Origin of the sequence: Fictibacillus sp. b24 (genome assembly GCF_030348825.1) — a bacterium.
Lineage (GTDB): Bacteria > Bacillota > Bacilli > Bacillales > Fictibacillaceae > Fictibacillus.
The window spans coordinates 1,606,026-1,620,950 of the sequence record NZ_JAUCES010000005.1 but is presented as its reverse complement, the minus strand read 5'-3'; the positions used below and the strand labels follow the sequence as shown (position 1 = coordinate 1,620,950).

The window sequence follows — 14,925 nt, the reverse complement described above, 5'->3', positions numbered from 1 at the left end:
CTCGTTTCTTATAGTGGTATATTTCCATGCTTTTTGTAAGGTCTGTCTTCCTTCTTGTTGCGCAGCATGTCAAGCGCTTGAATACACTTGATTCTTGTTTCTCGTGGATCAATCACATCATCGACCATGCCATTTGCAGCAGCGATGTACGGATTAGCAAACTTCGTGCGGTACTCTTCAATTTTAGCTGCTCGAGTCGCTTCAGGATCCTCGCTACGTTCAATCTCTTTTGCAAAGATAATATTAGCAGCACCTTGAGGCCCCATCACAGCAATTTCAGCGTTCGGCCATGCAAACACTAAATCAGCACCAATCGATTTACTGTTAAGCGCTACATAAGCACCGCCATAGGCTTTTCGAAGAATAATTGTTATTTTGGGAACAGTCGCTTCCGAGTATGCATAAAGAATTTTTGCTCCATGACGGATGATTCCGCCGTGCTCTTGTTTGACCCCAGGGAAGAATCCAGTTACATCTTCAAATGTGATGATCGGAATATTAAACGAATCACACAGTCGGATAAATCGAGATGCTTTATCCGAAGAATCAATATCCAGTCCCCCAGCCATGACTTTTGGCTGATTACATACTAATCCTATCACTTCACCCTTTATTCTTGCAAAACCTACAACTATATTTCTTGCAAATTGTGCATGAACCTCCATAAAAGAATCTTTATCTACAACTTCATTTATTACCGTTCTAACATCATAAGGTCTTGTTGAATCAAACGGAATAATCTCCGTAAGATCTGGACGGTCGTCTTTTTCATCTCCCCATGGCAAAACAGGTGTCTTCTCTTTATTATTCTGCGGAAGGTACGAGATTAATCTTCTAACTTCTTCTAGAACTTCAGATTCAGTAGGTGCTGTAAAATGTGCATTACCACTTCGCGATGCATGAACTTCTGCGCCACCCAAATCTTCTGATGATATTTTCTCACCAGTAACGGTTTCGATTACTTTTGGACCTGTAATAAACATCTGGCTCGTTTTTTCCACCATGAAAACAAAATCTGTAATTGCTGGTGAATAGACAGCTCCACCTGCACAAGGACCCATAATAACGGATATTTGTGGAATCACACCAGAATAGATGCTGTTTCTGTAAAAGATGTGTCCATAGCCATCCAACGACATAACACCCTCTTGAATACGTGCTCCGCCTGAATCGTTCAGACCAATAAAAGGTGTACCGTTTTTAGCAGCAAGGTCCATTACAGCAGCAATTTTTTTGGCATGCATCTCACCTAGCGCACCACCGAATACCGTGAAATCTTGTGCAAATAAATACACAGGACGACCATGGATCTTACCAAAACCCGTCACAACACCCTCGCCAGGTGCCTTCATTCCAGAAAGGCCGAAATCATGAGAGCGATGCTCCATAAAAGGATTGAGTTCAACAAACGTTCCCTCATCTAATAAAAGATCAATTCGCTCTCTGGCGGTCAGTTTCCCTCTCTCATGCTGTTTATCAATTCGGTCATCTCCACCGCCTAACTCGATCTCTGTCTTCTTTTCATACAGTTCATTAATTTTGTCATAGATGTCCATTTATTACGCTTCCTCCTTATTTTTCGTTTTTTCACAAAGCTCAAACAGCACTTTATGAGTGGAAGAAGGGTGTATAAATGCAACTGAAGCACCACCCGCACCAGGAACGGCAGCATCATGGATCATCTTGAGTCCATTCGCTTTCATTTCATTAATGCGTTCTTGGATGTTTGTCACACCTAAAGCAACGTGATGTACCCCCTGCCCCCGCTTTTCAATAAATTGAGCAACAGGACTATCAGGAGACATAGCTTCAAGTAATTCTAGCCTTGTTTCTCCAATCTTAATAAAAGCTACTTTTACTTTTTGAGAGGGAACTTCTTCAACAGCTTCAAGTGTCAAGCCGAGAACATTCACATAAAAAGGAAGAGTTTCATCCAGTGATTGAACAGCAATTCCGAGATGGTCAATACGTTCAGGCGCAACCGCAGCTGCTTTCTCAGTTATACCATCGCGTTCAAAAACGGCTTGCTCGATAAATTTAGCTGTTTCAATCGTTGGTGTCCCTGGTGTAAAAACTTTTTGAATGCCTTTCGATTCTAAGAACGGAATGTCTTCCCAAGGTATCACCCCGCCACCGACTACGATAATATCGTCTGCTCCTTTTTCATGAAGAAGACGCATCACTTCCGGAAACAGTTCATTATGAGCTCCTGAAAGGCATGACAAACCAATCGCGTCCACATCTTCTTGGACAGCCGCTGCTGCGATCTGTTCAGGAGTTTGTCTTAAACCTGTATAAATCACTTCCATACCATAATCTCTTAAAGCTTGTGAAACGACTAGAGCCCCTCGATCATGACCATCCAGTCCTGGTTTGGCTATTAAAACACGTATTGTTTTCGTCATCTCTCTCCACTCCTCTTCAGTCTTAGGCGCCTGTGTACTCTCCAAACTCTTCTCTTAATACACCGCATATTTCACCGATCGTACAGAATGATTTTACACACTCTACAATGATCGGCATTAAGTTGTCACTGCCTTTAGCGGCAGAACGCAACATTTCCAACTGAGCGCTCACTCGGTTTTGATCTCTCTTCGCTTTTAAGGCTTGCAGCTTTTCTTTCTGTCTTTCACCTAGCGTTGGATCTACTCTTAATAGTTCTGGCTGTGGTTCGTTCTCAATCGTAAACTTATTCATCCCCACAATGATTTCCTGGCCATTTTCGATCTTTTTTTGTGTTTCATAAGACGTATGATGAATTTCACGCTGCATGTAGCCTTGTTCAACCGCAGAAACAGCTCCACCCAGCTGTTTAATCTTTTCAATATATTCGTTTGCTTTCCGTTCTAACTCATCCGTTAAATGTTCTACGTAATATGACCCAGCAAGAGGATCTACTGTATCAGCTACACCCGTTTCATGAGCGAGAATCTGCTGCGTACGAAGTGCAATTCTTGCAGAATCTTCAGTTGGGAGTGCTAGTGCTTCATCTCTGGAGTTAGTGTGAAGACTTTGCGTACCTCCTAGAACTGCAGAAAGAGCTTGAGTCGTAACACGTACTATATTATTATCTGGCTGCTGTGCAGTCAGGGTTGATCCGCCAGTTTGCGTATGAAAACGGAGCTGCCATGATTTTGGATTTTTCGCGCCGTATTGTTCTTTCATAAGCTTTGCCCACATTCTTCTTGCCGCTCTAAATTTTGCGACTTCCTCAAAGAATTGATTATGTGCATTAAAGAAAAACGCTAAACGCGGTGCAAAATCATCAATGTTTAATCCCGCATCTATCGCTGCATCTACATATGCCAGTCCGTTTGCGATCGTGAAAGCGAGCTCCTGTGCTGCGTTAGACCCTGCTTCTCGAATATGGTAGCCAGAGATGCTGATCGTGTTCCATTTCGGCACATGTTCCTGACAATAGCCAAAAATATCCGTTATTAATCGCATGGATGGCTTTGGAGGAAAAATGTATGTACCGCGTGCAATGTACTCTTTTAGAATATCATTTTGTATCGTGCCTGAAAGTTTATCAGAATCCACGCCTTGCTTTTCAGCGACAGCGATATACATAGCAAGCAGGACAGAAGCAGGTGCATTAATCGTCATAGATGTACTTACTTTATCTAGTGGAATATCTTTTAAAAGCGCCTCCATGTCTTCAATCGAATCGATAGCTACTCCTACTTTTCCTACTTCACCTCGAGCCATTGGATGATCAGAGTCATATCCGATCTGAGTAGGAAGATCGAATGCAACAGATAGCCCCGTTTGGCCTTGATCCAGCAAATAGCGAAAACGCTTATTCGTCTCTTCAGCAGAACCAAATCCTGCGTATTGTCTCATCGTCCAAAATTTGGAACGATACATAGTTGATTGAGATCCTCGTGTAAATGGATACTCACCCGGCAGTCCTAATGAATCCATCTGATAATGCTCTTCTTCTGCACCATATAGTCTTTCAATTTCTATATCCGATGAGGTATGAAATCTTTCTTTTCGCTCTGGAAATCTATTCATTGATTGCTCTGTTTTTTCTTGCCAGTTCTTTAATCGCTGTTGTTTATCCATTAGAGGCCTCCTGTTAACAAAGAAAAATATTCTCAACATAACATCTTTCGTTTTGTAAGCGCTTTTTCCTGCTTGAATGCGCAAATTTTCGACGAAAAATGCAGAATGAATTTCTTGCCATTCTTGTTTCTGTGACTCAAACACGTTACAATTATGGTGGAAAAGTTATAGGAGGTAATGAATGTGTCTCAGAAAATGATGAAAACTGTGGTTTATATTATGATTATCTCGCTAGTGGTAAGCAGTCTTCTAACAGGGGTCGCTTTCTTTTTATAAAACTGTTTTCGCATACATTGTTGCTTTTGGAAGTGATTGATTTCCGTTCCAGATGCTCGCTTTCCGCGGGGCAGGCGGTGAGCCACATTCGTACGTTTCACGTATAAGTGTCTCACCTGCCCGCCTGTCCCGCAGGAGTCTCGCATCTTACACTCCAATCAATTGTCATAGAAGACAATGAAAATAAAATTTGTAAAGCAACAATCTTTTAGAAAAGAGCGTAAAAAAACATCATACTAAAGCATAAAAACCCCCTGCCTGAAGAAGGCTGGGGGTTTTACGTTGCTGTTATTTAATTAAATCCTCAAAGTTCTTGTCAGAGTGGACCACTTTAATCTTTGTGCCTATCTTTAATATGCTATAAAGTTCCTGCACGTCTTTTTCATACATTCTTATGCATCCAGCTGTAACAAACCTTCCAATGGCTGATGGATTGTTATTCCCATGAATCCCGAAAGTGCGTCCATCTGTATTCTGAGCATCAAAGCCGATCCATCGCGAACCGAGGGGGTTGGTCTTATCGCCTCCAGGTATATCTTTTTTGCGATAATAAGGATCTATTGCTTTTACGGTAATCGTGAATTCACCTTCTGGAGTTAGCTCTTTCGATTTTCCTGTTGCCACTTTATAAATTTCTTTTACTCTGCCTTCTTCAATTAATGCTAGACGGTTTGACGTTTTATTAACAATCACATATGGGTCACCAAGTGCTTCGGCATTCCCTAATGGCCATATTGGTGAAAATAACAAGATAAAAGCAATACTCAGTTTTACCATTCTTCATCACCCTGTCATTTTTTAATTAGTATTTGTCAATGAAGGGTGACTCATGAGCTGCATTGTTTTATTTTTTGGCTCTTTTCTAAAAGATTGTTGCTCTCAATGTTTATTTTTATTTTCTTTTATGACAGTTGATTGCAATGGAAGGTGCGTGCCTACCACTTGAAAAGCTTCTAAGCAAGGCATGCGACGAGGAAGCTCACCTCGATAGCAATTGCTTGTAGACGCAGGAGCAAGGATGCTTCCTTAAAGCGGGCAGCTGAGACACTTATACGTGAAACTTACAAATGTGGCTCACCGCCTGCCCCGCGGAAAGCTAAGCACTTGAAACGGAAATCAACTACCTACAAAAGCAACAAATGAATACGAAAACAGCTTATTTTTTAAACTTACTTTTAATCACTAAATAATCTTCTATATCCTGAAGCAGCTGGTACAGCTTAGAGCGAGTCTCAAATTCTTCTCGGTCCTTTGGAAGATGCATCTCTCTGAAATCTTGTCTCATTTTTTCTAGGTCATCCAGAAATAGTACTGCTGTATTTCCAGGATGGACTGCTGCACCCAAACGTTCAAAAAACTCACCTAATCTTTCGCATTGTACATAAGTTTTATCAATAGAAGAAATGATCGGAAGCATCCGCTGTATGATTTCAAACTGTTTTTCTCTCATTTTAAAATAATGGTAATATTGATTTTCATAACGAAGAAAATGGTTTTCAACGTCACGAAAAGCGAGACTTTTAGCGTTTGAGATAATATCAGCACATTCCGTGATCTCTTTCCCATCCCACTCGTGTTTATCATGAGCAAGATAAAGATGAAACTCATGAAAAATGATTTTATATCTCTTCTCAAGTTCTTTTTGCATATGTAACAGCGTCTTTTCCATTGATGGCATATACAGATTCATAACAAGTCCCATGCCTATACCAATCACAATAATACTGAATTCGTTGAGTACGATATCCCATGAGATCTTTTGAAGGGTATATAAGTGAAGAATAATAACAGAAGACGTGATAATTCCTTCTTTTAGATTAAGTGATACGAGTGTGGGAATGAACAGTATTAACAAAATGGTTAATGCGTAAAAATGATAGCCAACTAGTGAGAAGATGAGAGCAGCAAATACTATACCAAGCAAACATGCCGCAAATCGTTCCCAAGAACTAATGATCGATCGTTTCTTCGTAATCTTGATACAGAGGATAGTTAAGATACCGGCAGACGTAAAAAAGTCGAGCTTTAGCCACTCCGCGATCGCAATCGCCAGTCCAGCACCTATAGCGGTTTTTAACGTTCGGTAACCAATCGTAAATTTCATAGAATAGTAAGCCTTCTTTCGATTGTCTTTCAACATTTTATCCCATTATGCCATACTTTACTTAGGATTTCTCAAATAAAAAGGGACTCCATCTAAGAAGTCCCCGTAAACCATTATAGTACTTTTTCTAAAAAAGCTTTAGCTCTTTCCGTTTTAGGACTATCAAAGAACACAACTGGTTCTTCGTCCTCCACCAGCTTCCCATCGTCCATGAACAGCACTCGATCTGCTACTTCTTTTGCAAACCCCATCTCATGCGTAACGATGACCATTGTCATTCCAAGCTTCACTAAATTCTTCATAACTTGAAGTACCTCTTTTACCATCTCTGGATCTAACGCTGAAGTGGGTTCGTCAAATAGCATTACTTCTGGTTTCATAGCGAGTGCTCTTGCGATAGCAACACGCTGCTTTTGCCCGCCAGAGAGGTTAGATGGATAGCTGTTTGCTTTGTCACTAAGACCTACTGTGCTAAGGAGATCTAATGCCTCTTTTTCAGCTTCACTTTTTGAAACCTTCAAAACTTGTTGAGGAGCAAATGTGACATTCTCTAGTACGGTTAGATGCGGAAAAAGGTTGAAGTGCTGAAACACCATCCCTACCTTTTTACGAAGATGGAGCTCCATTGATTTTATGTCTTTTCCTTGTAACTTAATAGAACCTTCACTATGAGTTTCCAGCAGATTGATACAACGAAGGAACGTGGATTTTCCTGAACCGGACGGCCCGATTACAGCTATAACTTCACCTTTTTTTATCGTTGTTGAAATTCCTTTTAACACTTCATTGCTTCCAAAACTTTTTCTTAAACCTTGAACATCAATCACTTTTTGCAAGCCTCCTCTCCAACACACGTCCTGCGAGCGTCAACAGCATAACTAGTAGATAATAGATTACACCTGCTAATAAAAGCGGTTCAAAAAAACGATAATTGCTAGCACCGACGATCTGAGCTCGTCTCATAATATCAAGCGCGCCGATAACGGAAACAATAGCTGATTCTTTCGTCAATGTGATGAACTCGTTCATAAGCGCCGGCAAAATATTCTTAAATGCTTGAGGAAGTATAATTTTTACCATCATCGTGCGATACGGTACTCCTAACGCCATCGCCGCTTCTTTTTGACCTTTATCAACAGCGTTAATCCCTGCACGAATAATTTCTGAAACATAAGCGGCTGAATTTAGTCCGAATGTAAGAACCCCTGCGGTAAATGCACCAATATCCACACCTGTCAGCTGCGGAATCGCATAATAAATGATAAGCATTTGCAGAATTAAAGGCGTACCTCTGAACACTGAGGTGTATGCATCTGCAAACCATCTTAAAATCGTAATTTTTCCTATTTTAAAAAGGGAAAGCACTGTTCCCCACAAAAATCCAAATACTAACGATACTGCAACGAACTGCAACGTAACCCATATTCCGTATAGAATGTACGGAATAGAAGGCACGAGCTGGGCAAAATCCAAGTTCATGCCTACCACTCTCTTTCTTTACTGTTTTTTCACACCGAACCACTTTTCAACAAGCTTGTCCAATGTGCCATCTTCTTTCATCTTCTTTAACTCTTTGTTGAACTTCTCTGTTAGTTCACTTTCTTTTGGAAACGCAATGGCTGATCCTGCTGCATCCGTCTCTGGCAGCGCAAATGAAGATAATTCTTTGTTCTTCTTTAAAAACTCATACGCAACAGCATCTTCAATGATCGCAGCATCTACACGATTTGATTTCATCTCTTGAACCAACTCAGTTACTTTGTTTCGCTGCACCACTTCAAATTTGTGATCCTTTAAAAGCTTATCTGCTTCTTTTTCTTGAATAGATGCTAACTGAACACCTAGTTTCTTGCCTTCTAGATCATCTACGGTTTGAATGGATTTATCTTTTGTAACGATTAGTTGCTGAGCTGCATAATATTCATCTGAAAAATCCACCGTTTTCTTTCGCTCTTCGTTTGGCGTCATACCAGCAATTACAAAGTCAGCTTTTCCGCTGTCTAATGCTGGAATCAATCCGTTAAAGTCCATGTCTTTAATTTCAACCTTATATCCTAATTTTTTTGCAATGTGATTAGCTACATCAATATCAAAACCGACGATGTCTCCGCCTTTAGCTGTTTCTACAAATTCATATGGTGGATAATCAGCAGAAGTAGCCATCACTATAGTTTTTTCTGATGACTCGCTGCCTGTATCTGTAGAACTCTTTTCCTCAACCGCACCACATCCAGCTAACATTGCCAGTACTATGATAAAATAAATGCTAAAAAGATTACGTTTCATTTGTAGATCCCCCTGTACAAAGTGTTTATATTTATTCGTTAAAATGAATATTAACACACAAAAGTGCTAATTTAAGTATTTTAATAATTCTGAATGTATTTTTATTCAACGATAAGGAGATCATTGAATGGAATTTGGCGATAAAATACCTGATGTGACTTATAGAGAGCGAGATGCAGTCTATGCAGTTGTGCTTGATGAAGAGAAGAAAACAGCTATTATCATTCAAAATGGTAAGGGCTTCCTGCCTGGTGGAGGCTTAAAACTTGGAGAAGAACATATAACTTGTTTAAAACGAGAATGTATCGAGGAAACTGGTTATTCATTTCATGTAAGTCAATGGGTTGGTGAAGCAAAACAATATTTTATAAGCAGTCGAGGAGAATACATAATGAATAATGGGTATTTTTATACAGGAAGCTTTGGAGATTATGTAAAAATGCCCGTTGAAAAAGATCATGAACTTGTGTGGATGGAGTTTGATAAAGCAGAAAAGATATTATTTCATTCGTCTCACGCATGGGCTGTTAAAAAAGCAATTAGTAAAGACCGTGAGCGTGCGTAAATCTCCTTGAACGCTCGTAAATCCCTGCGAACGATCGTAAATCTCTACGAACGCTCGTAAATCCCCGCGAACGATCGTAAATCTCTGCGAACGATCGTAAATCCCCGCGAACGCTCGTAAATCCCCGCGAACGCTCGTAAATCCTCACGAACGCTCATAAACCTTCAAAATCTTAGAATTCACCTTCATTTTTATGATCTTAGAAAAAAAGCTGGCTCAAAATTTGAGCCAGCTTAACAACTTTCTTCCTACTTACAATAAGTTTCAAAAGCACTTCTTAACTTATTAACAACTTCCATCGGTTCGTGGCCTTCAATCTCATGACGTTCGACCATCATTTGAATCTCTCCATCTTTTAATAGGGCAAATGATGGGGATGAAGGCGGATAGCCTGTGAAATAAGAACGGGCTTTCTCTGTTGCCTCTTTATCTTGTCCGGCAAATACCGTAACAAGATGGTCCGGGCGAACATCTTGTTTTACCGAATATGAAGCCGAAGGGCGTGCGATTCCTCCAGCACAGCCACATACGGAATTGATCATGACAAGTGTTGTACCTTCTTTACGAAAAGCTTCTTCAACATCTTCTGGTTTGAAAAGCTGCGTATAGCCAGCCTCTACCATTTCTTTACGAGCCGTCTCTACTACATCATTAAAAAGATTAAATTGAAAGTTCATTTGTATTCAGCTCCTTTCTTTCTTATTGTACTCAATTATGGACATATAAAAAAGAAAAATGCCGTAACATATACGGCATTTTTCTTAGGGGGTTATGGGGTTTGGAGGTGTTGATAGTTATCTCTACCCGCAATAAAACCCATATAAACCTGAAAATCACATTTTTTAATAAATTGATGTGTTTTCTTTTGTCATGTTCTCTAAACGTGCTTTTACTGCCGCTAAGAAGCGACCGCATACGAGACCATCAAGAACTCGATGATCAAGAGAAAGACAAAGGTTAACCATATCTCGTACAGCAATCATGCCATTGTTCATAACAACCGGGCGCTTAACGATCGATTCTACAGAAAGGATAGCAGCTTGCGGATAGTTGATGATCGGCGTAGACATCACAGATCCGAAAGAGCCTGTGTTATTTACGGTGAACGTTCCGCCTTTCATGTCATCGCCAGCTAATTTATTCGTTCTTACTTTATCAGCTAGTTCTTTCACATCGCGTGCGATACCCTTGATAGACTTTTCGTCCGCATGTTTAATGACTGGAACATATAGTGCATCATCAGTTGCAACAGCAATTGAGATGTTGATGTCCTTTTTCTGAATGATCTTATCTCCTGCCCACATGGAGTTGATCTGCGGGAATTCTTTTAGTGATTCTACAACAGCCTTTATAAAGAAAGGCAAGAACGTAAGGTTGTACCCTTCTTTTGTTTTAAAATCACCTTTTACAGAATTACGATATTCTACTAAGTTTGTTACGTCCACTTCTACCATTGTCCAAGCATGAGGTGCTTCGTGCTTTGAACGGACCATATTTTGTGCGATCGCTTTGCGAATACCCGATACCGGAATTTCTATATCACCAGGCATTGTGTCAATCGCTACCGGCTTTAATGCTGGCGCTGATTGTTGAGGTTGAGCCGTAACTTGAGAATCAGATGAAACAGGTGATGCTGAAACTTCCTCTGTAGCTGGCTTGTTACCTTTTGTAGGAATCTGGCCAGAATCAATAATTTTTTGAAGATCTTTGCGAGTGATTCTTCCGCTTTGTCCTGATCCCTCTACTTGGTCCAGATCAATGCCGTGTTCAGATGCCATTCGTACTACTGCAGGTGAAAAACGTCCTTTTGCAGTACGATCAGCTTTTGCAGCAGGTGCAGCACTCGGACTTGGGGCGGCAGGAGCAGAACTTTTTTCTGCAGGCTTCTCTTCTTTTGAAGATGAAGCTGCTGATGCCTCTCCGCTGCCTTCTCCTTCTGTATCGATATAACAGATCAGCTCACCAACTGAAAGTGTATCGCCTTCTCCAGCAACTAATTCTTTGATTGTCCCGCTAAAAGATGATGGAACTTCTGCGTTTACTTTATCTGTCATAACTTCAGCTAATGGATCGTATTTTTTAACCGTATCTCCAGGCTGTACCAGCCATTTACTGATTGTGCCCTCAGTTACACTTTCTCCTAACTGAGGCATTGTAATTTTTTCTCTAGCCATTAAAGTCCCCTCCTATTGTTAAAATGCCGCAAGATCTCTCATGGCTTTTTCTACTTTGTCAGGATTCACCATAAAGTGCTTTTCCATTGTAGGTGCATAAGGCATCGCCGGTACATCTGGACCTGCCAGGCGTTGAACAGGTGCATCTAATTCAAACAGACAATTTTCAGCTATGATTGCTGAAACTTCACTCATGATGCTGCCTTCTTTGTTGTCTTCCGTAACAAGAAGCACTTTACCTGTTTTGGAAGCTGCTTCAATAATCGCTTCTTTATCCAACGGGTATACCGTACGAAGATCAAGAATATGAGCTGAGATTCCGTCTTTTTCTAACTTCTCAGCAGCTTGAAGAGCAAAGTGTACACAAAGTCCGTATGTAATAACGGTAATGTCGTCACCTTCGCGTTTTACATCGGCTTTCCCGATTGGTAATACATACTCTTCTTCTGGTACTTCACCTTTAATTAAACGGTAAGCACGCTTATGTTCAAAGAAAAGTACAGGATCTTCATCACGGATAGCTGCCTTTAATAGTCCCTTAACATCATAAGGCGTTGATGGCATAACAATCTTTAAACCTGGTACATTAGCAAACAATGCCTCAACGGATTGTGAGTGATATAAAGCACCATGTACACCGCCGCCATAAGGAGCACGAATCGTAATCGGACATGACCAATCGTTGTTTGAACGATAACGGATCTTTGCTGCTTCTGAAACAATCTGGTTTACCGCTGGCATGATAAAATCAGCAAACTGCATTTCTGCAATTGGACGCATACCGTACATGGCTGCTCCGATCCCAACTCCAGCAATTGCAGATTCTGCAAGCGGCGCATCAATTACTCTCTGTTCTCCGAATTCTTCAATCAATCCAGTCGTGGCACGGAAAACACCTCCGCGAACACCAACATCTTCTCCTACAACAAAAACCCGTTTATCACGCTGCATCTCTTCGCGAATTGCTTGAGTAACAGCATCAATATAAGAAATTACCGGCATCTCGTTTTCCCCCTTTACTCTGCGTATACATGAAGAAGTGCGCTCTCAGGATCAGCGTATTTTGCGTTCTCTGCATACTCTGTAGCTTCATCCACTTCTTTTTGAATTTCGTCAAAAATCTGTTTTTCTAGTTCCTCAGTTAAAATAGCATGTTCTTTCAAGTAAGCAGCAAATGTATGGATTGGATCTTTTGCCTTAGCTTCTTCTACCTCTTCACGCGTTCTGTATGCACGATCATCATCATCAGAAGAGTGAGGCGTTAAACGATAAGCTACAGTTTCAACCAATGTCGGACCTTCACCGCGTCTTCCGCGATCAGCCGCTTCTTTTACTGCTTCATAAACAGCTAAAGGATCATTTCCATCAACCGTTACACCTGGCATGCCATAACCGATTGCACGGTCAGAAACATTCACACACGCTAGTTGTTTAGAAATTGGAACTGAGATCGCATATTTATTGTTCTCACACATAAAGATAACAGGCAGTTTATGAACAGAAGCAAAGTTAGCACCCTCATGGAAATCTCCCTGGTTAGAAGAACCTTCACCAAACGTAGTAAACGTAACAAGATCTTTTCCTTCCATTCTGCCGCCAAGCGCGATACCTACAGCATGCGGAACTTGAGTTGTAACTGGAGAAGAACCTGTTACAATACGAAGCTTCTTAGAACCAAAGTGTCCAGGCATCTGACGGCCTCCGCTGTTTGGATCTTCAGCTTTTGCAAATCCTGATAGCATTAAATCTTTTGCTGTCATACCGAATTGAAGTACAACACCCATATCACGGTAGTATGGCAAGACAAAATCTTTTTCATTATCTAACGCCATTGCAGCACCAACTTGTGCAGCTTCCTGGCCTTGACATGAGATAACGAAAGGAATTTTACCTGCACGGTTTAAAAGCCACATACGCTCATCTATTTTTCTAGCTAAAAGCATTGTTTTAAACATGTGGATAACATCTTCATTTGTTAAACCTAATTGTTCATGACGTGTTTCTGCCATTTGTTTTACCTCCTTAGAAATGAATCGCTTTTCCTTCAACAGCTAATGCTGCTTCACCATATACTTCAGAGAGAGATGGATGCGGATGAATCGTATGCGCGATCTCCCATGGTGTTGCATCCAGAACTTTTGCTAATCCTGCTTCTGAAATCATATCTGTTACGTGAGGACCGATCATATGAACACCTAAAAGGTCATCAGTGTCTTTATTTGCAACGATCTTCACGAATCCATCACTTTCACCATACACAAGAGCTTTTCCGATCGCTTTAAATGGAAACTTTCCTACTTTAACGTTATATCCTTGGTCTTTTGCTTGTTTTTCAGTAAGACCTACACTTGCCATTTCTGGACTAGAATAGATACACTTTGAAATGTTGTCGTAGTTGATTGGTTCAGGTTTAAGGTTGCAAAGATGCTCTACAGCTGTAATACCTTCGTGTGAAGCAACATGTGCAAGCTGAAGTCCGCCAATGACATCGCCAATTGCATAAATATGACTCTCTGCCGTCTGGAAATATTCGTTCGTTTGAATGTATCCGTTTTCAACTTTTATGATTGTGTTTTCAATTCCAATACCTTCTGTGTTCGCCATACGTCCTACAGAAACAAGCATCTTCTCAGCACTGAACTGTTTTGTTTCTCCTTTATGTTCCGCGGAGATCATAACCCCTTCACCTTTTTCTAAAGTATCGGGAAGTACTTTTGCGCTTGTTACCAGTTTGATTCCTTTTTTCTTTAAAACACGTGCCGCTTCTTTCGAGATCTCTTCGTCTTCCGTAGGAACAATGCGGTCAGCATACTCTAAAACAGTAACTTCAACACCAAGATCATTTAGCATCGATGCCCACTCAATTCCGATAACACCGCCGCCAACAATAATGATGGATGCTGGCAATGTTTCCATTTCAAGCGCTTCATCACTTGACATAACATGATTACCGTCAATTTCTAAACCTGGCAGTGAACGAGGTCTTGAACCTGTGGCAACGATTACATTTTGCGGAATTAAAATTTCGTTCTCCGTTCCATCATTAAACTCCACAGAAATCGTACCAGGCATTGGAGAAAAAATCGATGGTCCAAGAATTCTGCCGGTACCTTCGTATACTTCAATCTTGCCTTTTTTCATTAAACTCTGTACACCCATGTGTAGCTGATTTACAATAGATTGTTTGCGCTCTTGCATTTTAGAAAAGTTTAAGCCTAATCCTTCGATCTCTACACCAAAGTTGGCAGCATTTTTAGCCGTTTTATAAACTTCAGCACTTCTCAGCAAAGCCTTGCTAGGTATACAACCTCTATGTAAGCAAGTGCCTCCAAGTTTTCCTTTTTCAACAACTGCTACTGTTTTTCCTAATTGAGCAGCTCGGATGGCGGCAACATAGCCGCCCGTTCCTCCGCCCAATATGACCAAATCAAAGTCTTTTGACATCGCTCATA

Annotated in this window: 15 protein-coding genes; 2 read left to right on the top strand and 13 right to left on the bottom strand. The window is 40.8% G+C overall.

The features are described from left to right. Positions 1 to 8: 8 nt before the first annotated feature. The 3 genes from QUF49_RS08315 to QUF49_RS08305 are packed head-to-tail and all read right to left on the bottom strand — an operon-like array spanning position 9 to position 4,068. Complete coding sequence (locus QUF49_RS08315) at positions 9 to 1,556, bottom strand: acyl-CoA carboxylase subunit beta (protein WP_289495207.1); 1,548 nt, start codon at positions 1,554 to 1,556, stop codon at positions 9 to 11. Positions 1,557 to 1,559: 3 nt separating this feature from the next. Continuing rightward, positions 1,560 to 2,405, bottom strand: a complete 846-nt coding sequence (mce, locus tag QUF49_RS08310) for a methylmalonyl-CoA epimerase (protein WP_289495206.1) — start codon at positions 2,403 to 2,405, stop codon at positions 1,560 to 1,562. Positions 2,406 to 2,427: 22 nt separating this feature from the next. After that, positions 2,428 to 4,068, bottom strand: coding sequence for an acyl-CoA mutase large subunit family protein (locus QUF49_RS08305; protein WP_289495205.1), 1,641 nt, complete (start codon positions 4,066 to 4,068; stop codon positions 2,428 to 2,430). A gap of 177 nt (positions 4,069 to 4,245) precedes the next feature. On the opposite strand from QUF49_RS08305, the gene prli42 reads away from it, so the two are divergent. Continuing rightward, complete coding sequence (gene prli42, locus QUF49_RS20800; protein WP_197468167.1) at positions 4,246 to 4,344, top strand: stressosome-associated protein Prli42; 99 nt, start codon at positions 4,246 to 4,248, stop codon at positions 4,342 to 4,344. Between the two features lie 288 nt (positions 4,345 to 4,632). On the opposite strand, the gene QUF49_RS08295 is transcribed toward prli42, so the two are convergent. The 5 genes from QUF49_RS08295 to QUF49_RS08275 all read right to left on the bottom strand — a co-directional run bounded on the left by QUF49_RS08295 (position 4,633) and on the right by QUF49_RS08275 (position 8,734). Next, entirely contained in the window at positions 4,633 to 5,121 is a 489-nt protein-coding gene (locus tag QUF49_RS08295) for a L,D-transpeptidase (RefSeq protein ID WP_289495204.1), read from the bottom strand. A 379-nt stretch (positions 5,122 to 5,500) separates the two neighbouring features. Beyond that, positions 5,501 to 6,448 carry an aromatic acid exporter family protein gene (locus QUF49_RS08290; protein ID WP_289495203.1) on the bottom strand — a complete coding sequence of 316 codons (948 nt, stop codon included), beginning with the start codon at positions 6,446 to 6,448 and terminating at the stop codon, positions 5,501 to 5,503. Between the two features lie 113 nt (positions 6,449 to 6,561). Further along, positions 6,562 to 7,275, bottom strand: coding sequence for an amino acid ABC transporter ATP-binding protein (locus tag QUF49_RS08285; protein WP_289497610.1), 714 nt, complete (start codon positions 7,273 to 7,275; stop codon positions 6,562 to 6,564). Beyond that, the gene (locus tag QUF49_RS08280; protein WP_289495202.1) at positions 7,268 to 7,927 is read right to left on the bottom strand and encodes an amino acid ABC transporter permease; all 660 of its coding nucleotides are present in this window, start codon (positions 7,925 to 7,927) and stop codon (positions 7,268 to 7,270) included. Before QUF49_RS08280 ends, QUF49_RS08285 begins: the two co-directional genes overlap by 8 nt. 18 nt (positions 7,928 to 7,945) lie before the next feature. Further along, on the bottom strand, positions 7,946 to 8,734 hold the full coding sequence (locus QUF49_RS08275; RefSeq protein WP_289495201.1) for a transporter substrate-binding domain-containing protein: 789 nt from the start codon (positions 8,732 to 8,734) through the stop codon (positions 7,946 to 7,948). A gap of 127 nt (positions 8,735 to 8,861) precedes the next feature. On the opposite strand from QUF49_RS08275, the gene QUF49_RS08270 reads away from it, so the two are divergent. Continuing rightward, the gene (locus QUF49_RS08270) at positions 8,862 to 9,299 is read left to right on the top strand and encodes an NUDIX domain-containing protein (protein WP_289495200.1); all 438 of its coding nucleotides are present in this window, start codon (positions 8,862 to 8,864) and stop codon (positions 9,297 to 9,299) included. Between the two features lie 248 nt (positions 9,300 to 9,547). Here the strand turns inward: QUF49_RS08270 and QUF49_RS08265 are convergent, their stop codons facing one another. The 5 genes from QUF49_RS08265 to lpdA form a co-directional block, all read right to left on the bottom strand. Next, positions 9,548 to 9,976: a BrxA/BrxB family bacilliredoxin gene (locus QUF49_RS08265; protein WP_289495199.1), complete on the bottom strand. Its 429-nt coding sequence runs from the start codon at positions 9,974 to 9,976 to the stop codon at positions 9,548 to 9,550. A 165-nt stretch (positions 9,977 to 10,141) separates the two neighbouring features. Further along, positions 10,142 to 11,473: a dihydrolipoamide acetyltransferase family protein gene (locus QUF49_RS08260; RefSeq protein WP_289495198.1), complete on the bottom strand. Its 1,332-nt coding sequence runs from the start codon at positions 11,471 to 11,473 to the stop codon at positions 10,142 to 10,144. An 18-nt stretch (positions 11,474 to 11,491) separates the two neighbouring features. Next, positions 11,492 to 12,475, bottom strand: coding sequence for an alpha-ketoacid dehydrogenase subunit beta (locus QUF49_RS08255; protein WP_066242168.1), 984 nt, complete (start codon positions 12,473 to 12,475; stop codon positions 11,492 to 11,494). Between the two features lie 14 nt (positions 12,476 to 12,489). Continuing rightward, positions 12,490 to 13,482, bottom strand: a complete 993-nt coding sequence (locus tag QUF49_RS08250) for a thiamine pyrophosphate-dependent dehydrogenase E1 component subunit alpha (RefSeq protein WP_289495197.1) — start codon at positions 13,480 to 13,482, stop codon at positions 12,490 to 12,492. Positions 13,483 to 13,495: 13 nt separating this feature from the next. Continuing rightward, on the bottom strand, positions 13,496 to 14,917 hold the full coding sequence (gene lpdA, locus QUF49_RS08245) for a dihydrolipoyl dehydrogenase (RefSeq protein WP_289495196.1): 1,422 nt from the start codon (positions 14,915 to 14,917) through the stop codon (positions 13,496 to 13,498). Positions 14,918 to 14,925: the final 8 nt, after the last annotated feature.

Bases quoted from the DNA above. Each gene is read 5' to 3' on its own strand.
- QUF49_RS08315 (WP_289495207.1), bottom strand. From the start codon at position 1,556: ATGGACATCTATGACAAAATTAATGAACTGTATGAAAAGAAGACAGAG.
- mce (WP_289495206.1), bottom strand. From the start codon at position 2,405: ATGACGAAAACAATACGTGTTTTAATAGCCAAACCAGGACTGGATGGT.
- QUF49_RS08305 (WP_289495205.1), bottom strand. From the start codon at position 4,068: ATGGATAAACAACAGCGATTAAAGAACTGGCAAGAAAAAACAGAGCAA.
- prli42 (WP_197468167.1), top strand. From the start codon at position 4,246: ATGAATGTGTCTCAGAAAATGATGAAAACTGTGGTTTATATTATGATT.
- QUF49_RS08295 (WP_289495204.1), bottom strand. From the start codon at position 5,121: ATGGTAAAACTGAGTATTGCTTTTATCTTGTTATTTTCACCAATATGG.
- QUF49_RS08290 (WP_289495203.1), bottom strand. From the start codon at position 6,448: ATGAAATTTACGATTGGTTACCGAACGTTAAAAACCGCTATAGGTGCT.
- QUF49_RS08280 (WP_289495202.1), bottom strand. From the start codon at position 7,927: ATGAACTTGGATTTTGCCCAGCTCGTGCCTTCTATTCCGTACATTCTA.
- QUF49_RS08275 (WP_289495201.1), bottom strand. From the start codon at position 8,734: ATGAAACGTAATCTTTTTAGCATTTATTTTATCATAGTACTGGCAATG.
- QUF49_RS08270 (WP_289495200.1), top strand. From the start codon at position 8,862: ATGGAATTTGGCGATAAAATACCTGATGTGACTTATAGAGAGCGAGAT.
- QUF49_RS08265 (WP_289495199.1), bottom strand. From the start codon at position 9,976: ATGAACTTTCAATTTAATCTTTTTAATGATGTAGTAGAGACGGCTCGT.
- QUF49_RS08260 (WP_289495198.1), bottom strand. From the start codon at position 11,473: ATGGCTAGAGAAAAAATTACAATGCCTCAGTTAGGAGAAAGTGTAACT.
- QUF49_RS08255 (WP_066242168.1), bottom strand. From the start codon at position 12,475: ATGCCGGTAATTTCTTATATTGATGCTGTTACTCAAGCAATTCGCGAA.
- QUF49_RS08250 (WP_289495197.1), bottom strand. From the start codon at position 13,482: ATGGCAGAAACACGTCATGAACAATTAGGTTTAACAAATGAAGATGTT.
- lpdA (WP_289495196.1), bottom strand. From the start codon at position 14,917: ATGTCAAAAGACTTTGATTTGGTCATATTGGGCGGAGGAACGGGCGGC.